General features: G+C 60.3%; 14 protein-coding genes. 12 read left to right on the top strand and 2 right to left on the bottom strand.

Translation table 11 applies throughout. The features are described from left to right. Positions 1-281: 281 nt before the first annotated feature. A complete protein-coding gene (locus tag PKE98_RS15525; protein ID WP_271196214.1) occupies positions 282-1,304 on the bottom strand; it encodes a PDDEXK nuclease domain-containing protein in 1,023 nt (340 codons plus the stop codon). Between the two features lie 618 nt (positions 1,305-1,922). Here PKE98_RS15525 and PKE98_RS15520 point away from each other — a divergent pair. The 7 genes from PKE98_RS15520 to PKE98_RS15490 all read left to right on the top strand — a co-directional run bounded on the left by PKE98_RS15520 (position 1,923) and on the right by PKE98_RS15490 (position 9,963). Then, positions 1,923-3,056 carry a transporter substrate-binding protein gene (locus PKE98_RS15520; RefSeq protein WP_271196213.1) on the top strand — a complete coding sequence of 378 codons (1,134 nt, stop codon included), beginning with the start codon at positions 1,923-1,925 and terminating at the stop codon, positions 3,054-3,056. After that, on the top strand, positions 3,053-3,646 hold the full coding sequence (locus PKE98_RS15515) for an ANTAR domain-containing response regulator (protein WP_271196212.1): 594 nt from the start codon (positions 3,053-3,055) through the stop codon (positions 3,644-3,646). Before PKE98_RS15520 ends, PKE98_RS15515 begins: the two co-directional genes overlap by 4 nt. Next, positions 3,643-4,491, top strand: a complete 849-nt coding sequence (locus PKE98_RS15510) for an ABC transporter permease (RefSeq protein WP_271196211.1) — start codon at positions 3,643-3,645, stop codon at positions 4,489-4,491. Before PKE98_RS15515 ends, PKE98_RS15510 begins: the two co-directional genes overlap by 4 nt. Beyond that, positions 4,492-5,418 (top strand): ABC transporter permease, encoded by a 927-nt coding sequence (locus PKE98_RS15505; RefSeq protein WP_271196210.1) that lies wholly within the window; start codon positions 4,492-4,494, stop codon positions 5,416-5,418. A gap of 39 nt (positions 5,419-5,457) precedes the next feature. Further along, positions 5,458-7,080: an ABC transporter substrate-binding protein gene (locus tag PKE98_RS15500; protein WP_271196209.1), complete on the top strand. Its 1,623-nt coding sequence runs from the start codon at positions 5,458-5,460 to the stop codon at positions 7,078-7,080. Positions 7,081-7,288: 208 nt separating this feature from the next. Further along, positions 7,289-8,236 (top strand): acetamidase/formamidase family protein, encoded by a 948-nt coding sequence (locus PKE98_RS15495; RefSeq protein ID WP_271196208.1) that lies wholly within the window; start codon positions 7,289-7,291, stop codon positions 8,234-8,236. Then, entirely contained in the window at positions 8,233-9,963 is a 1,731-nt protein-coding gene (locus tag PKE98_RS15490) for an ABC transporter ATP-binding protein (protein WP_271196207.1), read from the top strand. The genes PKE98_RS15495 and PKE98_RS15490 overlap by 4 nt, the downstream gene beginning before the upstream one ends. Positions 9,964-10,363: 400 nt before the next feature. Here PKE98_RS15490 and PKE98_RS15485 read toward each other — a convergent pair whose 3' ends face one another. Then, a complete protein-coding gene (locus tag PKE98_RS15485) occupies positions 10,364-11,233 on the bottom strand; it encodes a helix-turn-helix transcriptional regulator (RefSeq protein WP_271196206.1) in 870 nt (289 codons plus the stop codon). Between the two features lie 340 nt (positions 11,234-11,573). Between PKE98_RS15485 and PKE98_RS15480 the strand changes: the two genes are divergently transcribed. The 5 genes from PKE98_RS15480 (at position 11,574) to PKE98_RS15460 (ending at position 15,948) form a co-directional block, all read left to right on the top strand. Then, positions 11,574-12,347 carry an ABC transporter ATP-binding protein gene (locus PKE98_RS15480; protein ID WP_271196205.1) on the top strand — a complete coding sequence of 258 codons (774 nt, stop codon included), beginning with the start codon at positions 11,574-11,576 and terminating at the stop codon, positions 12,345-12,347. A gap of 16 nt (positions 12,348-12,363) precedes the next feature. After that, complete coding sequence (locus tag PKE98_RS15475; RefSeq protein ID WP_271196204.1) at positions 12,364-13,116, top strand: ABC transporter substrate-binding protein; 753 nt, start codon at positions 12,364-12,366, stop codon at positions 13,114-13,116. A 176-nt stretch (positions 13,117-13,292) separates the two neighbouring features. After that, positions 13,293-13,985 (top strand): ABC transporter permease, encoded by a 693-nt coding sequence (locus tag PKE98_RS15470; RefSeq protein ID WP_271196203.1) that lies wholly within the window; start codon positions 13,293-13,295, stop codon positions 13,983-13,985. Next, complete coding sequence (locus tag PKE98_RS15465) at positions 13,985-14,674, top strand: ABC transporter permease (protein WP_271196202.1); 690 nt, start codon at positions 13,985-13,987, stop codon at positions 14,672-14,674. Before PKE98_RS15470 ends, PKE98_RS15465 begins: the two co-directional genes overlap by 1 nt. A 56-nt stretch (positions 14,675-14,730) precedes the next feature. Further along, positions 14,731-15,948, top strand: a complete 1,218-nt coding sequence (locus tag PKE98_RS15460; RefSeq protein ID WP_271196201.1) for a methyltransferase — start codon at positions 14,731-14,733, stop codon at positions 15,946-15,948. The last annotated feature ends 23 nt before the right edge of the window (positions 15,949-15,971 follow it).

Genomic DNA, 15,971 nt, shown 5'->3' with positions numbered 1-15,971 from the left:
TCCCTACGACAACAATGGCAAAGCCAGCGTGCAGATAGACGGCGAGCAGGTGTGAGAGAATGCCCACCCAGAAGGGTGGATTTTGTTTTGGGGGCATATTTGGGGGCATGCGAAAAGCCGCAAGCTGACAAATCCCCGTAAGGAGAGGCGCACAGGCAAAGGTTCGATTCCGTCCCTGGCACCATCTTCAAGTTTCCAAGCGCTGTAACCGGTCATTGGAAACGACAAAAAACCCGCCTAGTGCGGGTTTTTTATTGGCCGGAATTTATCTCCTTCCCCTTCTATTGCGTTTCCTGCTGCGCCGCATTCAACGCATAAAACTCATGCAACTTCGCTTGCAGCAATTGCTTATCCGGCAAACGCGTCTGGTATTCGGCGATCAGGGCTGGCGATAACGATCTGTTCAACGCGTACTCAACCACTTCGTCCTCTTTACTCGCACAGAGCAAAACACCGATGGCGGGGTTTTCGTGGGGTTTGCGTACATCGCGGTCGAGGGCTTCCAGGTAGAAGTCGAGCTTGCCGAGGTATTCCGGTTCGAAGCGGCCTACTTTGAGTTCAATGGCTACCAGGCAATTGAGGCCCCGGTGAAAGAACAGCAAGTCCAGGGCGAAGTCGCGGCTGCCGACTTGCAGCGGGTATTTGGAGCCAACGAAGCAGAAATCTCGACCCAGCTCGCTGAGAAAATCCTTGAGACGCGCGAGCAAGCCCTCGTGTACATCGGTCTCGGCATGCTCGCTCGGCAGGCCCAGAAATTCGACCATATAGGCATCTCGGAAGACATCTAGCGCGGCGGCGTGAGTTTGTCTCAACGCTAGTGAGACTTTTGCCGGTTGGGTGACGCTGCGCTCGAAAAGAGCGGCTTTGAACTGGCGCTCCAGCTCGCGCTTTGACCACTGCTCCTGAACCGCCATACGTAGGTAGAACTCGCGTTCTTCCGGGCGCTTGCTTTGGCCAAGAATGATGAGATTTTGGGTCCACGACAATTGTCGCGCCAGTGGCGCGACTTTCTCCTCATTGCGATAAACCTCATAAAACTGGCGCATGCGAAACAGGTTGCTGCGCGTAAAGCCCCGTAGCCCCGGCTGAGTCAGCGCCAAATGCTCCGCCAACTGCGCAACCACTGAATCCCCCCACTCCGCCCTTTCCAGCTTTCGGCTGATATACGCACCCACTTGCCAGTACAGCTCAATCAGTTGGGTATTGACCGCCTGTGCAGCCCGCTGGCGAGCGCTGTGGATAAGCGCCAGCACTTCATCGAAACGGTCTTCCCCTGAATGTTGTGGAGCGGTTGGTTTACTCATGCCTGTAGCCCTCGACCCTGAATGTGGACGAAAGGCTAACCGCTAAGAATTGGTCGTCTTGCCGCTCGGCTCGGTAGAGCGGCTACGACTTTTTTCGCTTGGAAAGACGAAAGGCGGAAAGCCGCGACCTATGGACACTCGAGAATGGCTTGCAGCGCCGCTGTATGACAGATCGCCCGCTTACCCAGAAGGGACTTACTCGCGATGGCGATGTATGACCGAGTCGCCCTTTGGGACTGAGGCAGGATGTAAAAAGCGAGTGATCACCTAACCGACCAAGTAACCGATCAAGTAACCGATCAAGTAAAAACATTGCAGCTACAGCCTTTCTCATCAAACAACTTGAGTACTGCCGTTACAGCCCGCGCCCAAAAAACGAGCCCGAGCACCTCACCCACGCCTCATCCCAGTGCACCCCGCCCTACCCCTTCCGCGCCGCGCCGCTCAGCAGCGGGTTTCCCCACCACCTGGCACACTTCTTCCATACCAATCCTCAACTCTCACAAGCCGGGCCACGCCCATTAAGTCTTGTGCACAACACACACGCGCCTAGCGCCAGGTAATGAAGCCTGATCCACCAGTTCGCTGGTCGATCAGGTTTTTTTTTGGAATGAATAAATGCGCCGCACGGTTGATATCGGCTTTCTGTTTTCCACTGATGGCACTTACCGCCATATGGGCCGCAATGGGTTGCTCGGGGCGCAGCATGCGTTGGCTGAGGTGAATGCCAGCGGGGCGTTCGATTTTGTGCTGCGGGCTACCCATGTAAATCCGCAGGGGGTGCTCCAGGGCTATGGCGAGGGGGCGGCGCGGCTGATTGAGCAGGGCGTGCGGCATATCTTCGGCACCACCACTTCGGCGAGCCGCAAGGAGATCATTCCGGACCTGGAGCAGCACGCCAGCACGCTCTGGTATGCCTGCCCCTACGAGGGCTACGAGAGCAGCGAGAACGTGCTGTATTTCGGCGGCTGCCCGAACCAGACGCTTATCCCGCTACTGCGTTTTGCCTTGGCCACGTTCGGCAAGCGCGCGCTGTTGGTGGGGTCGAATTATGTGTGGGGCTGGGAGAGTAATCGCATCGCCCGCGAGGTAATCACGCTGGCCGGCGGCGAGGTGTTGAAGGAAAAGTATATGCACCTTGGCGCCACCCAGGTGGCCGAGTTGGTGCAGGCGGTGGTCAGTGAGCCGCCGGCGTTTGTGTTGAATAACCTGGTGGGCGATTCGTCGTATGCGTTTTTGCATCAGCTGGATGCGGCATGCCAGGTCGGCGGGCTGCAGTTGCCGGTGTTGAGTAGCAACCTTGCCGAGGCGGAACTGACCGAGCTGGGCTCCTTGCAGAATCTGCGCATGCTGGCGTGCGGGCCGTTTTTCGAGGCGGCGGACCCGGCCTTCTGCCAGCGGCAAACCGAGCGCCATGGGCGGCATGTGTATTCCCATCTGTATGCCGGCTCGTACAGCGCGGTGCATTTGTTTGCCCGCGCGTTGCAGCAGTGTGGCGACGACGATTCGGCCACCATCTGCGCGTACCTGCACCAGCATCCGCAGCAGAGCGTGCTGGGCGAATTGCGGGTGTCGCCGCGCAACAACCACAGCAGCCTGGCGTGCCATATCGCCGAACTGCAGAACGGCCGCTTTGTGATTGTGCACAGCGAGCCGCAGGCGGTGCCCGCCGACCCGTATATGACCGCCACCGATCTCACCGAATTTCGCCAGTTAAGTGCGCCAACGCCGCGCTTGAGGATCGTCAAATGAGCCCGTTCAACCGCCCCGATTTTGAAAACGGCACCTTGCTGTTGGTGGACTGCGAAGAGCGCACGCTCAACAGCCTGGAAAAGAGCCTGCACCGTTTGGGCATCAAGGCCCAACCGTTAATGGAGGATGCGCCGCAGAACCTGCAGAACTGCTTTGCGGCCATCGTCGAGCTGGAGCATTTCGCCAGCCCCAAGACGCTGCTCAAACTGGCCCAGGCCAATGTGCCGGTGGTGGCGCTCACGCCCCACGAAACCTTGTCGCAAATCCAGCGCGCTATCGAGCTGGGTGCCACTGCCCTGCTCAACCGCCCCATCACTCAGGGCTCGGTGTACACCACGTTGATGATGGCCATCGGGCTGCGTGAGCGGCTGGACCGCGATGCGCAAACCATCGAGAACTTGCAGCAACGCCTGGCCAATCGTCCGCAATTGGCCATGGCACTGGCGCGTTTGATGGTGGAGCACGGGCTGGATGAAAGCGCGGCTTATGAACGGCTGCGTGAGTTGTCGATGCGCCTTAACCGCAGCATCGACGAGCTGTGCGCCGAGCTGGCGGCAGACCAGGGGCAACAACGCGGCGGTCTGCTATGAGCACAGCGGTGGCCCTGTTGCGCCGGCCGACGGTGGCCGTGTCCTTGCTGTATATCGTGCTAGTGGTGGTGCTGGCAGCGCTCGCCCCGTGGCTGAGCCCGTTTGATCCGTCCGAGCAATTTATTGAAGGCTTGTCGATGGAGGGTGCTCCCCTGGCGCCTGGCGATATCTATTGGCTGGGCACCGATCTGCTTGGGCGCGACCTGCTCTCGCGGTTGATTTACGGCGCACGCACCTCGTTGTTTATCGGGTTGGTGGCCAATGGCATGGCGGTGTTGATTGGCACCCTGGTGGGGCTGACGGCGGGCTTTTTGCGTGGCTGGCTGGGCAGTGCGCTGATGCGTTTTACCGACCTGATGATGGCGTTCCCGGCGCTGCTGCTGGCCATTGCCCTGTCGGCGATTTTCCAGCCGAGTGTGTGGATCGTCGCCCTGGTAATTGCCATGGTCAACTGGGTGCAGGTGGCGCGGGTTATCTATTCGGAAACCATCGCCCTGAGTGCCCGTGACTTCGTCGCGGTAGAACGCACCCTCGGTGCCAGTTCGCTGCGCATTCTGTTTTCACACCTGCTGCCACATTTGCTGCCGACCATTCTGGTCTGGGCCACGCTGGGCATCTCCACCACTGTGCTACTGGAGGCCACCCTGTCGTACCTGGGCGTTGGCGTGCAGCCGCCCACGCCGAGCTGGGGCAATATCATTTTCGAAAGCCAGACCTATTTCACCTCGGCGCCGTGGCTGGTGTTTATTCCGGGCGCGGCAATCATTCTGCTGTCGCTGGCTTTCAATCTGGTGGGCGACGCGTTGCGCGACGAGCTCGACCCCACGCTGCAAGGGAGAAGCTGAATGCTGACCTTTATTGGCCGGCGTATCGGCTATTCGTTGCTGATTCTGCTGGGCGTCAGCCTGATCACTTACCTGCTGCTGTTTATGCTGCCGGCCGACCCGGCGCGGCAAATCGCCGGGCGCAGTGCCACGCCGGAAGTGGTGGCCGGTATTCGGGCGCAGCTGGGGTTGGACCTGCCCTTCTATCAGCAATACGCCCATTACCTGGGCAACCTGTTGCAGGGCGACCTGGGCCGCTCCTATATCCAGCGCAGCGAGGTGACCGAACTGCTCGGTTCGCGCTTGCAGCCGTCGCTGGAACTGATGGCGGCCGGCATCGGCTTTGAGTTGCTGATCGGTATCAGTCTGGGCGTGATCGCCGCGCTGCGCCGTGGCGGCATTGCCGATCGGTTGCTGACGGCGCTGTCGTTTATCGGCGTGTCGGCCCCGCAATTTATCGCCGCCATGCTGTTTTTGTACTTCTTCGCCGTGCAGCTGGAGTGGTTTCCCATGGGCGGCTATGGCGGGCTCAAGCACCTGATGCTGCCGGCGCTCACCCTGGGTTTGCTCGGCAGCGGCTGGTACTCGCGCATGGTGCGCTCCTCGATGATCGAGGTGCTGCATCAGGACTTTATCCGCACCGCCCGCGCCAAGGGCCTGAGCCGCGCCCGCGTGGTGCTGCGCCATGTGCTGCCCAATGCCATCGTGCCGATCATCCCGATGATCGGCATCGACATCGGCGTATTTATGGGCGGGCTGGTGGTGGTCGAGTCGGTGTTTGGCTGGCCCGGTATTGGCCAACTGGCGTGGCAGGCCATTCAACAAGTGGACATCCCCGTGATCGTCGGTGTGACCACCATCTGCGCCGTGGCCATCGTGCTCGGCAACCTGATTGCCGACCTGGTCATTCCGCTGATCGACCCGCGCATCGATATCAAAAAACACTGAATTCCAACACACAACAATCCCCAGCAAAGAGGCAGGAGCATGAAGCGCACAGCACTATCCCTGGTTATCGCCGCCACGCTGTTTACAGGCCCACTGTTGGCCGATGAGCTGGTGGACGCCAACGCCAAAAACGGCGGCAGCGTCGTCGTCACCTACCAGAACGACGTCGCCACCCTGGACCCGGCCATCGGCTACGACTGGCAAAACTGGTCGATGATCAAAAGCCTGTTCGACGGCCTGATGGATTACAAACCCGGCACCACAGAATTGGTGAAGGATCTGGCCGAGGACTACAGCATTTCCGCCGACGGCCTGGTGTACAGCTTCACCCTGAAAAAGGGTGTGAAGTTCCACAATGGCCGCGAGATGAAAGCAAGTGACGTGAAGTACTCGCTGGAGCGCACCGTCAACCCGAAAACCCAGAGTCCGGGTTCGGGTTTCTTCAGCTCCATTGCCGGCTATGAAGACGTTACCGGCGGCAAAAGCGAAACCCTCAGCGGCGTGGAAGCAACCGACGATTACCACGTAAAAATCACCCTGAGCGCGCCCAACGCCACCTTCTTGCACATCATGGCGATCAACTTCGCCTCGGTCGTGCCGAAGGAAGAAGTGGAGAAATGGGGCGCCGATTTCGGCAAGCATCCGGTTGGCACTGGAGCCTACAGCCTGGGTGAATGGAAGCTCGGCCAGCAGATAGTGTTCAAGAAAAACCCGGCCTATTTCCACACCGGTTTACCGCACCTGGACACCATCACCTTTGAAGTGGGCCAAGACCCGATGGTCGCCCTGCTGCGCCTGGAAAAAGGCGAAGTGGATATCGCCGGCGACGGCGTACCACCGGCCAAATTCCTGCAGTTCAAGAACGACCCGAAATTCAAGGACCGCATGGTGGTGGGCGAGCAATTGCACACCGGCTACCTGACCCTGAAAACCACTTTGCCGCCCTTCGATAACCTCAAGGTGCGTCAGGCCGTGAACATGGCCATCAGCAAAGACCGCATCGTGCGCATCATCAACGGCCGCGCCACCCCAGCCAACCAGCCGCTGCCGCCAGCAATGCCCGGCTACGACAAGGCGTTCAAGGGCTACGCCTACGACGTGGAAGGCGCGAAGAAGCTGTTGGCCGAAGCCGGCTTCGCCAAAGGCTTTGATACCGAACTGTTCGTGATGAACACCGAGCCGCAGCCGCGCATTGCTCAGTCGATTCAACAAGACCTGGCCAAGGTCGGCATTCGTGCGCAGATCAAATCGCTGGCCCAGGCCAACGTGATCGCCGCCGGCAGTGCCAAAGACCAGGCGCCGATGGTGTGGTCCGGCGGCATGGGCTGGATTGCCGACTTCCCCGATCCGTCCAACTTCTACGGCCCGATTCTGGGCTGCAGCGGCGCAGTGGATGGTGGCTGGAACTGGTCGCTGTACTGCAACAAGAAACTGGACGCCGACGCGGCCAAAGCCGACGCCATGGCCAAGCCTGAGCAGTCGGCTGAACGTATTGCGCTGTGGAGCAAGATTTTCACCGACGTGATGGCCGATGCGCCGTGGGTGCCGATCTTCAATGAGCAGCGCTTTACCGTGCGTTCCGAGCGGATGGCGGGCGGAAATGACTTGTACGTCGACCCCGTGCATGTGCCGGTTAACTACGATCACATTTGGGTTAAATAACCGGCCTGCTGCGCGTCGGTCTGGCGGCTTTGAACAAGCGTTTCGATGCCCATGGGCGTAGGGCGAATATCCGCAAAGCGGATATCCGCCGATTCGCAAATGGTGCAGCGGCGGATATCGCCTCTGGCGATATTCGCCCTACGCGTCAAACCCAGCGGCCTTGCCAGACCTAGCCCGTTGAAAAGCCACAGCTTGAAGGACGTTTCTTATGTGTCAGAACTGCCTGGTTAAAACCATTCACAGCGTGCACAACCATTTTGGTTGGGACCGCAGTATCGAGCCCGTGATGCGCGTGGCGCCGGGGCAGATGCTGGAGTTTCAGTGCCTGGATTCCTCCAATGGCTACTTCACGCCGCAGTCGGTGGTTGGCGATGTGGCGACAATGTCGTTTGACCAGATCAACCCGGTAACCGGGCCGATCTATGTGGAGGGCGCCGAGCCCGGCGATATCCTCAAGATCACCATCGACAGCTTCAAGCCCAGCGGCTTTGGCTGGACCGCGAACATCCCTGGTTTCGGCCTGCTGGCCGACCAGTTCAAAGACCCGGCCCTGGCGCTGTGGCACTACGACAAAGCCAGCCTGGCACCGGCCGCTTTCGGCCAGTTCGCCAAGGTGCCACTCAAACCGTTCGCCGGCACCATCGGCCTGGCGCCGGCCGAAGCCGGCCTGCACTCGGTGGTGCCGCCACGCCGGGTGGGCGGCAACCTGGATATCCGCGATCTGGCCGCCGGCACCACGCTGTATCTGCCGGTTGAAGTGGCGGGCGCCCTTCTGTCGATTGGCGACACCCACGCCGCGCAAGGCGACGGCGAAGTCGGCGGCACCGCCATCGAAAGCGCCATGGATGTGGTGGTGCAGGTGGACCTGATAAAAGACACACCGCTGGCCATGCCGCGTTTCAGCACGCCCGGCCCGGTAACCCGCCACTTGGACAGCGCCGGCTACGAGGCCTTTACCGGCATCGGCCCGGACCTGATGGAAGCCGCCCGCCAGGCCGTGAGCAACACCATCGACTGGCTGTGCCGCGAACATAAAATGCCGGCCGAACAGGCCTACATGCTCTGCTCGGTGTGCGGTGATTTGCGTATCAGCGAAATCGTCGACCTGCCCAACTGGGTGGTGTCGTTCTACTTCCCGAAAGTGGTGTTTGCGTGAGCCAGAACGACAGTCAGGCGATTCTCTCGGTGCAGCGGTTGTCCATCGAGTTCGGCGCCAAGCGGGTGGTCGATGACCTGAGCTTTGCGCTGTACCCCAGGCAGACGCTGTGCATCGCGGGCGAGTCCGGCAGCGGCAAGTCGCTGACCTCGCTGGCGATCATGGGCCTGCTGCCCAAGCAAGCACACACGCCGAGCGGCGCAATTGTGTTCGAGAACCGCGACCTGCTCAGCCTGGCCGAGCGCGAACGGCAGCAGCTGCGCGGCAAAGATATCGGCATGATTTTTCAGGAGCCGATGACCTCGCTGAACCCGCTGATGACCGTTGGCCAGCAACTTGCGGAAACGCTTCGTCGGCACGAACCGCTGTCACGCCAGGCCATCGCCAAGCGCTGCCGGGAAATGCTTGAGGCGGTACGCATGCCGCAAGTGGAAAAACGCCTGACCCAGTACCCCCACGAACTTTCCGGCGGCATGCGCCAGCGGGTGATGATCGCCATGGCCATGTTGTGCCGGCCCAAGGTGCTGATCGCCGATGAGCCGACCACCGCGCTGGATGTAACCATTCAGGCGCAGATCCTGGAGCTGATGCGCGAGCTGCAACAGCAATACGGCACCAGCCTGCTGCTGATCACCCACGACATGGGTGTGGTGGCGGAGATGGCCGATCAGGTGGTGGTGATGAACCAGGGCCGCGTGGAAGAACAGGCGCCGGTACGGCAACTGTTCGCTACACCGCAGGCCGCTTATACCCAGAAGCTTCTGGCAGCCGTGCCGGTGCTGGGCAGTGCGGGTATTCCCGAAGACCTGAGCCAACAACCCGCGCTGCTGGAAGTGCGCAACCTGAGCGTGCGTTTTGCGCTGCGCAGCGGCTGGTTCGAAGCGGGCAAGAATGTGCACGCGGTGGAAAACCTTAACTTCGACCTGCGTGCGGGCGAAACACTCGGCCTCGTCGGCGAGAGCGGTTGCGGCAAGTCCACCACCGGCAAGGCGCTGATGAATATGCTGGCCTACGAGGGCAGCGTGAAGCTGCTCGGCCAAGAATTGAATGGCCTGCACGGCGATGCGTTACAGCGCGTGCGGCGCGATGTGCAGATGGTGTTCCAAGACCCCTACGCGGCCCTTAATCCGCGCAAAACCATTTTTGAACTGGTGGGTGAGCCGCTGCTGATTCATGACCGTTTGCCCAACGCACCACGGCGTGAGCGCGTGGCGCAATTGCTTCACCAGGTCGGCCTGCCGGCGGACGCCATGGCGCGTTACCCCCATCAGTTTTCCGGCGGGCAGCGTCAGCGTATTTGCATCGCTCGGGCCTTGGCGCTGAACCCCAAGCTGATCATTGCCGATGAGTCGGTTTCGGCGCTGGATGTTTCCGTGCAGGCGCAGGTGTTGGAACTGTTGGAGCAACTGCGCGAAGAGCAGGGTTTGAGCTACCTGTTTATTTCTCACGATATGGCAGTGGTGGAGCGCATTTGTCACCGCGTGGCGGTGATGTATGGCGGGCAGATTGTCGAGATCGGTCGCCGTGACCAGGTGCTGCACAACCCGCAACATGCCTACACCAAACGCCTGCTCAGCGCCGTGCCGCTGCCGGATGTGGAGCGCAAACGCGACTTCAAGAGCCTGCTGCAAGAATTCCGCACCCCGAGCCCGATCAAGGAACTGGGGTTTGTCGCGCCGGTGCAGCAGTTTGTGCAGGTGAGTGAAGAGCACGCAGTTGCCACGTAGAGTGTGCTCCGCGCACTTGGCGATTCTTGGGCGAACGCAACGGTGCGCGGAGCACACCCAACCCAGCCAGGCTTTTGTAGGGTGTGCTATGCGCACCTAGCCATTCCTGGGCGGACGCTCAGCGCAGCCCAACGAGCCAAGCGCCGCCCCTTTGTTGGGCTTCGCTGCGCTCAACCCAACCAACCGTTGTCGCTAGCTCATCTGTACGAAAACCTTACGCACGAAAAGTAGACAGATCGACGCCCTACTCCGCCGCCCTTAGGGTTTGCCCACACCCAATCGGTCGGAGGCTTTCCCATGTGGCTTATCAACGCAGCACTCAACAACGCTCACATCTTGCTGGCCATCGGCGCATTCCTCTGGCTAATGGCGCACCTGGCCTACGGCTCAGCCGAGTGAATCAATACAGCCAGGGCTGCAGGGCCTCGATATTGGCCACGACAATCTGCTGCGCGCTGGCTTTGCTCTGCACCTTGGTGGTGTCGATCTGGTAGCGCTGCAACACGTACTGCACCAGCGCGCCCCGGCTGGCCACCCGCAACTGGCCGTCCTGCATGCCGTAGTCGATTTCGATGATTGCCCTCTGCTCAACGCTCAGACGTGAGTCGGGCACGATGATCACATCCACCTGCGCCGCCCAGCCGGCGTCACCGTCGATGCCGTGCTCGGACTCATCCAGCACATCCGGCTCGCCACGCAGGCGGCTAAGCACAAAGTCGCGGTAGTCACGATTCTTTTCGCAATAAGCACGGACATGCCAGCGCATGCCGGTGTAGATCAGCGTGTGCGGCGCAATCAGCCGCGTCTCGGCCACCGGGTTGGCCAACGACACATACTCACACTCCAACCGCAGCCCTTCACGGCACGCGCGCAACAGCGGGCGCAATACTTCGGGGCGCACGGAGCGATCCGGCACCTTGAGAATCTCGGTATGGGCATACGCCAGCGCCAGCCCCTCGATATGCGGCGAGCGCTCGTGGTTCTGGTTGAGCAAATGCAAGTAGGCGCTGGCGCTGTCATCGATAAACAGCGGCGCAAAGGTTTTGCTCGGCACGTAGCCCTTGAGGTGCTTGTCGTAGTCGAGGTTCTTCGGCGCGTATTCGCTGAGGTAGCTGTTGATATCTTTCGAGGCCTGTTGCCGGCTGATGCCAAAACTTTGCATCAGGTGGCCGGTGGTAAGGCGGCCTTCCCACCAGGCGACGGTTTCAATCAGGCGATAACGCAGCGCCAGGTCCCAGCGGACGTGTTCGATGGATTGTTTGCGCTTCATGGCTGGGTACCTGCTGCAATTGTTTACGCATGTGCGTAACTATCGTGGATATGTCTTGAAGATATACATATCGCAGATGTAGGTGTAGCTGAAATGGCTACGACCGTAGGCAATTTGGCTACGCCTAGGCTCTAAACAACGAGCAATCCTCACGCGCATCCGGAGGTGTTCACCCTTTTGCATCCTCGCGCCAGCCACTTGCACTGATGCGACAACACTCCTGCGTGCGACTAAATAGCCTCTTTGCCAGTCTTGGCTGCTGTTCCGGCGCTATGCTAGGTTGCAGCCTCGCCAGGAAAGTCGCCGCATTCAGCGCACCCGAAGAACAAGAGGACACCCCATGGCCGAGGCTACGCCCGCGCTTGAGATTCGCAATTTGCATAAACGCTACGGCGACCTTGAGGTGCTCAAGGGCATTTCGCTCACGGCCCGCGACGGCGATGTGATTTCGATCCTCGGTTCTTCCGGTTCTGGCAAATCGACCTTTCTGCGTTGCATCAACCTGCTGGAAAACCCGCACCAGGGCCAGATTCTGGTGGCCGGCGAAGAGCTCAAGCTCAAAGCCGCCAAAAACGGCGAGCTGGTGGCCGCCGACAACAAGCAGATCAATCGCCTGCGCAGCGAAATCGGCTTTGTGTTCCAGAACTTCAATTTATGGCCGCATATGTCGGTGCTCGACAACATCATCGAGGCGCCACGCCGCGTGCTGGGGCTGAGCAAGGCCGAGGCCACCGAGCGTGCTGAAGCGCTGCTGGCCAAAGTGGGCATCGGTGACAAGCGGCACGTTTACCCGGCGCAATTGTCGGGTGGTCAGCAACAACGCGCCGCCATCGCGCGCACGCTGGCCATGCAACCTAAAGTCATTCTGTTCGACGAGCCCACCTCGGCACTCGACCCGGAAATGGTCCAGGAAGTGCTTAATGTGATTCGTGCGCTCGCCGAGGAAGGCCGCACCATGCTGCTGGTCACCCACGAAATGAATTTCGCCCGTCAGGTGTCCAGTGAAGTGGTGTTTTTGCACCAGGGCCTGGTGGAAGAACAAGGATCGCCCGAGCAGGTGTTTACCAACCCGAACTCGGCGCGCTGCAAGCAATTCATGTCCAGCAATCGCTAACACGGAGCAACAACCCATGCAGAACTACAAAAAGATCCTGCTGGCCGCGGCCGCTACCCTGGCGTTCGGCACTGGTGCCGTCGCCGCTGACAAACTGAAGATCGGCACCGAAGGCGCCTATCCACCGTTCAACCTGATCGACGCCAGCGGCCAGGTCGGCGGCTTTGACGTGGAAATCGCCCAGGCGCTGTGCGCCAAGATGAAGGCCGAGTGCGACGTGGTGACCTCGGACTGGGACGGCATCATTCCGGCCCTGAACGCCAAGAAGTTCGACTTCCTGGCCGCCTCCATGTCGATTACCGAAGAGCGTAAGGGCGCTGTTGATTTCACCGACCCCTACTACACCAACAAGCTGCAGTTCATCGCCGCCAAAGACAAACCGTTCAAAACCGACAAGGCCGCACTCAAAGGCAAGGTGATTGGTGCTCAGCGCGCGACCATCGCCGGTACCTGGCTGGAAGACAACATGGCTGATGTCGTCGATATCAAGCTGTATGACACCCAGGAAAACGCCTACCTCGACCTCGCCTCCGGTCGTGTGGATGGCGTGCTGGCCGACAAGTTCGTGAACTGGGAATGGCTGAAGAGCGAAACCGGCAAAGGCTTCGAATTCAAAGGCGACCCGGTGTTCGACAACGACAAGATCGCCATTGCCGTGCGCAAGAACGATCCGCTGCGTGAGAAGTTGAATGCTGCATTAAAAGAGATCGTCGCTGACGGCACGTATAAGAAAATCAACGACAAATATTTCCCTTTTAGCATCTATTGATCTGCTCAAGCCGCCCTTCTGGGCGGCTTGTTCGAGATACGCAACTCAAGATCTTCTGGGCTAGAGCCAGGCAAGGCGAAACCGCGGCGAACAGCGCAGCGTACTGTAGTACGTGAGCATGTGAGTCGCGGTTTCAACGCCGCATGGCCGACGACCAGATGATCGCAGGCGAACATATGATCTTTGATCTTCACGGATTCGGTCCGGCGCTTCTTGCCGGCACCTTGATGACCATCAAGCTGGCGCTCAGCGCGCTGTGCCTGGGGCTGGTGCTCGGCCTACTCGGCGCCTTGGCCAAGACTTCTGCGCACAAGCCGCTGCAATGGCTTGGCGGCACCTATTCAACCCTGGTGCGCGGCATTCCCGAGCTACTGTGGGTGTTGCTGATCTATTTCGGCACCGTAAACATGATGCGCAGCCTCGGCGAAGCCATCGGCGTGGAAGGCCTGGAACTCAGCGCCTTTGCTGCCGGCACCATCGCCCTGGGCCTGTGCTTTGGCTCGTACGCCACCGAGGTATTTCGGGGCGCGATCCTCGCCATTCCTCGCGGCCACCGCGAAGCGGGTCAGGCGCTGGGCTTGTCCAAGGGCCGCACGTTCTGGCGGATTATCCTGCCGCAGATGTGGCGTATCGCCCTGCCGGGCCTGGGCAACCTGTTTATGATTTTGATGAAAGACACCGCGCTGGTGTCGGTGATCGGCCTGGAAGAGCTGATGCGCCGCTCGCAAATCGCGGTCACCTCCAGCAAGGAACCCTTCACCTTTTTCCTGGTGGCGGCTTTTATCTACCTGGGCCTGACGGTGGTTGCCATGACCGCCATGTATTTTATTGAAAGACGCGCCAGCCGCGGCTTCGTAAGGAGCGCGTGATGAACTGGGACGTCATTATCAAGTACCTGCCGCGTCTGTTTGATGGCGCAATTCTCACCCTGGAACTGGTGGCCTTCGCCGTGATTGCCGGGCTGATTCTGGCCCTTCCAATGGGCATCGCCCGCGCTTCGCGCCATTGGTACGTGCGCGCCTTGCCCTATGGCTACATCTTCTTTTTTCGTGGCACGCCACTGCTGGTTCAGCTGTTTCTGGTGTACTACGGCGCGGCGCAGTTCGATGCCGTGCGCCAAGGGCCGCTGTGGCCTTACCTGCGCGATCCGTATTGGTGTGCAGTGCTGACCATGACCCTGCACACCGCTGCCTACATTGCCGAGATTCTGCGCGGTGCCATTCAGGCTGTGCCTAACGGCGAGGTGGAAGCGGCCCGGGCGCTAGGCATGTCGCGGGCGCAAGCCATGGTGCACATCATTCTGCCGCGCGCAGCGCGCATCGGCCTGCCGGCTTATAGCAACGAAGTGATCCTGATGCTCAAGGCCAGCGCTCTGGCGAGCACCATCACCCTGCTGGAACTCACCGGTATGGCGCGCACGATCATTGCCCGCACCTACTTGCCGGTGGAGATCTTCTTCGCGGCCGGTTTGTTTTATCTGGCGATTGCCTTTGTGTTGGTCAAAGGCTTCAAGCTGCTGGAACGCTGGTTGCGCGTCGACGCGACCCAAGGCCGCTAGAATAGGCAACTGCCCATGCGCCGCGTGGGCAGTTATCACTCCTAGAAGCCTGCTCGATGACCGACGCTACTTTTCTCGCTGACTCAGATTTGCTGCCACGCTTTCAGGCGCTGGACGGCTTTGTGCTGCGTCATCAGAACCTGTGGCGGCCCCGGCCCTTCACTCAACTGCACTTGCCATGGGAAGAACAACACCCTGAGTTGGCGGCGTGGTTACGCGAGCGCTCGTTGGCCGATGCCGAGTCGGCGCACAACCACCCTGAGTTATTGCAGGCGCCGGCGCCCTTTGCCGAGCTGGCCGCACTGTCTGCCGAGTTGGCGGCGGTCGGTGCATTGCCAACCCACGAGCGTGCTGCCCTGCCCGCCAACTTCGCGGTGGATATCCCAGGCCGCAAGTGGGAGCAGATTCAGGCGTTCGCCGCTTGCTTGAGTTTCAGCAAACCGGCACAGCACTGGCTGGACTGGTGCTCGGGCAAAGGCCATCTGGGGCAACTGCTAGCGCAGGATGGGCAGCCACTCACCTGCCTGGAATACGATCCCGCGCTGGTTGATGCCGGTGCGCAACTGAGCGTCCGGCGCGGGCTTGCCAGCCGCCATATCGAACAGGACGTGCTCGCGCCCGATGCCGCCAGGCACATTCACACCGAGCACACACCGGTAGCGCTACACGCCTGCGGCGATTTGCACGTACGCCTACTGCAATTGGCCAGCGCGGCGGGTTGTGGACAACTGGCCGTTGCGCCCTGCTGCTACAACCGCATCGCCGGCCCGCACTACCAACCGTTATCCACAGCCGCGCAAACTTCAGCGTTACGGTTGTCGGTAGATGACCTGGGTTTGCCATTGAGCGAAACCGTCACCGCTGGCGCACGCATCCGCCGCCAGCGCGACAGTTCCATGGCCCGCCGCCTGGCCTTTGATCTGCTGCAACGGGAGCTGCGCGGTACAGACGATTACCTGCCAACGCCGTCATTACCCGTCGCCTGGCTGCACAAAGATTTCGCCGACTATTGCCGCGACCTCGCACAACTCAAAAACCTGCCAATCCTGGGCCATCGCGACTGGGCTGCGCTGGAGCAGCGAGGCTGGCAGCGATTGGCGCACGTGCGCAATCTGGAACTGCTGCGCGGCCTATTTCGACGCCCCTTGGAACTGTGGTTGCTGCTTGATCGCGCGTTATTTCTGCAACAACAGGGCTACCACCTACGCCTCGGCCAGTTCTGCGTAGGACATGTCAGCCCACGCAACCTGATGCTTCTGGCGGAGCGCCAATAGTTGCCCACACAATCTGTGGATAA

This window comes from Pseudomonas turukhanskensis (assembly GCF_027922365.1).
In the GTDB taxonomy this organism is placed as follows: domain Bacteria; phylum Pseudomonadota; class Gammaproteobacteria; order Pseudomonadales; family Pseudomonadaceae; genus Aquipseudomonas; species Aquipseudomonas turukhanskensis.
This window is presented reverse-complemented; position numbering and strand designations above follow the sequence as displayed.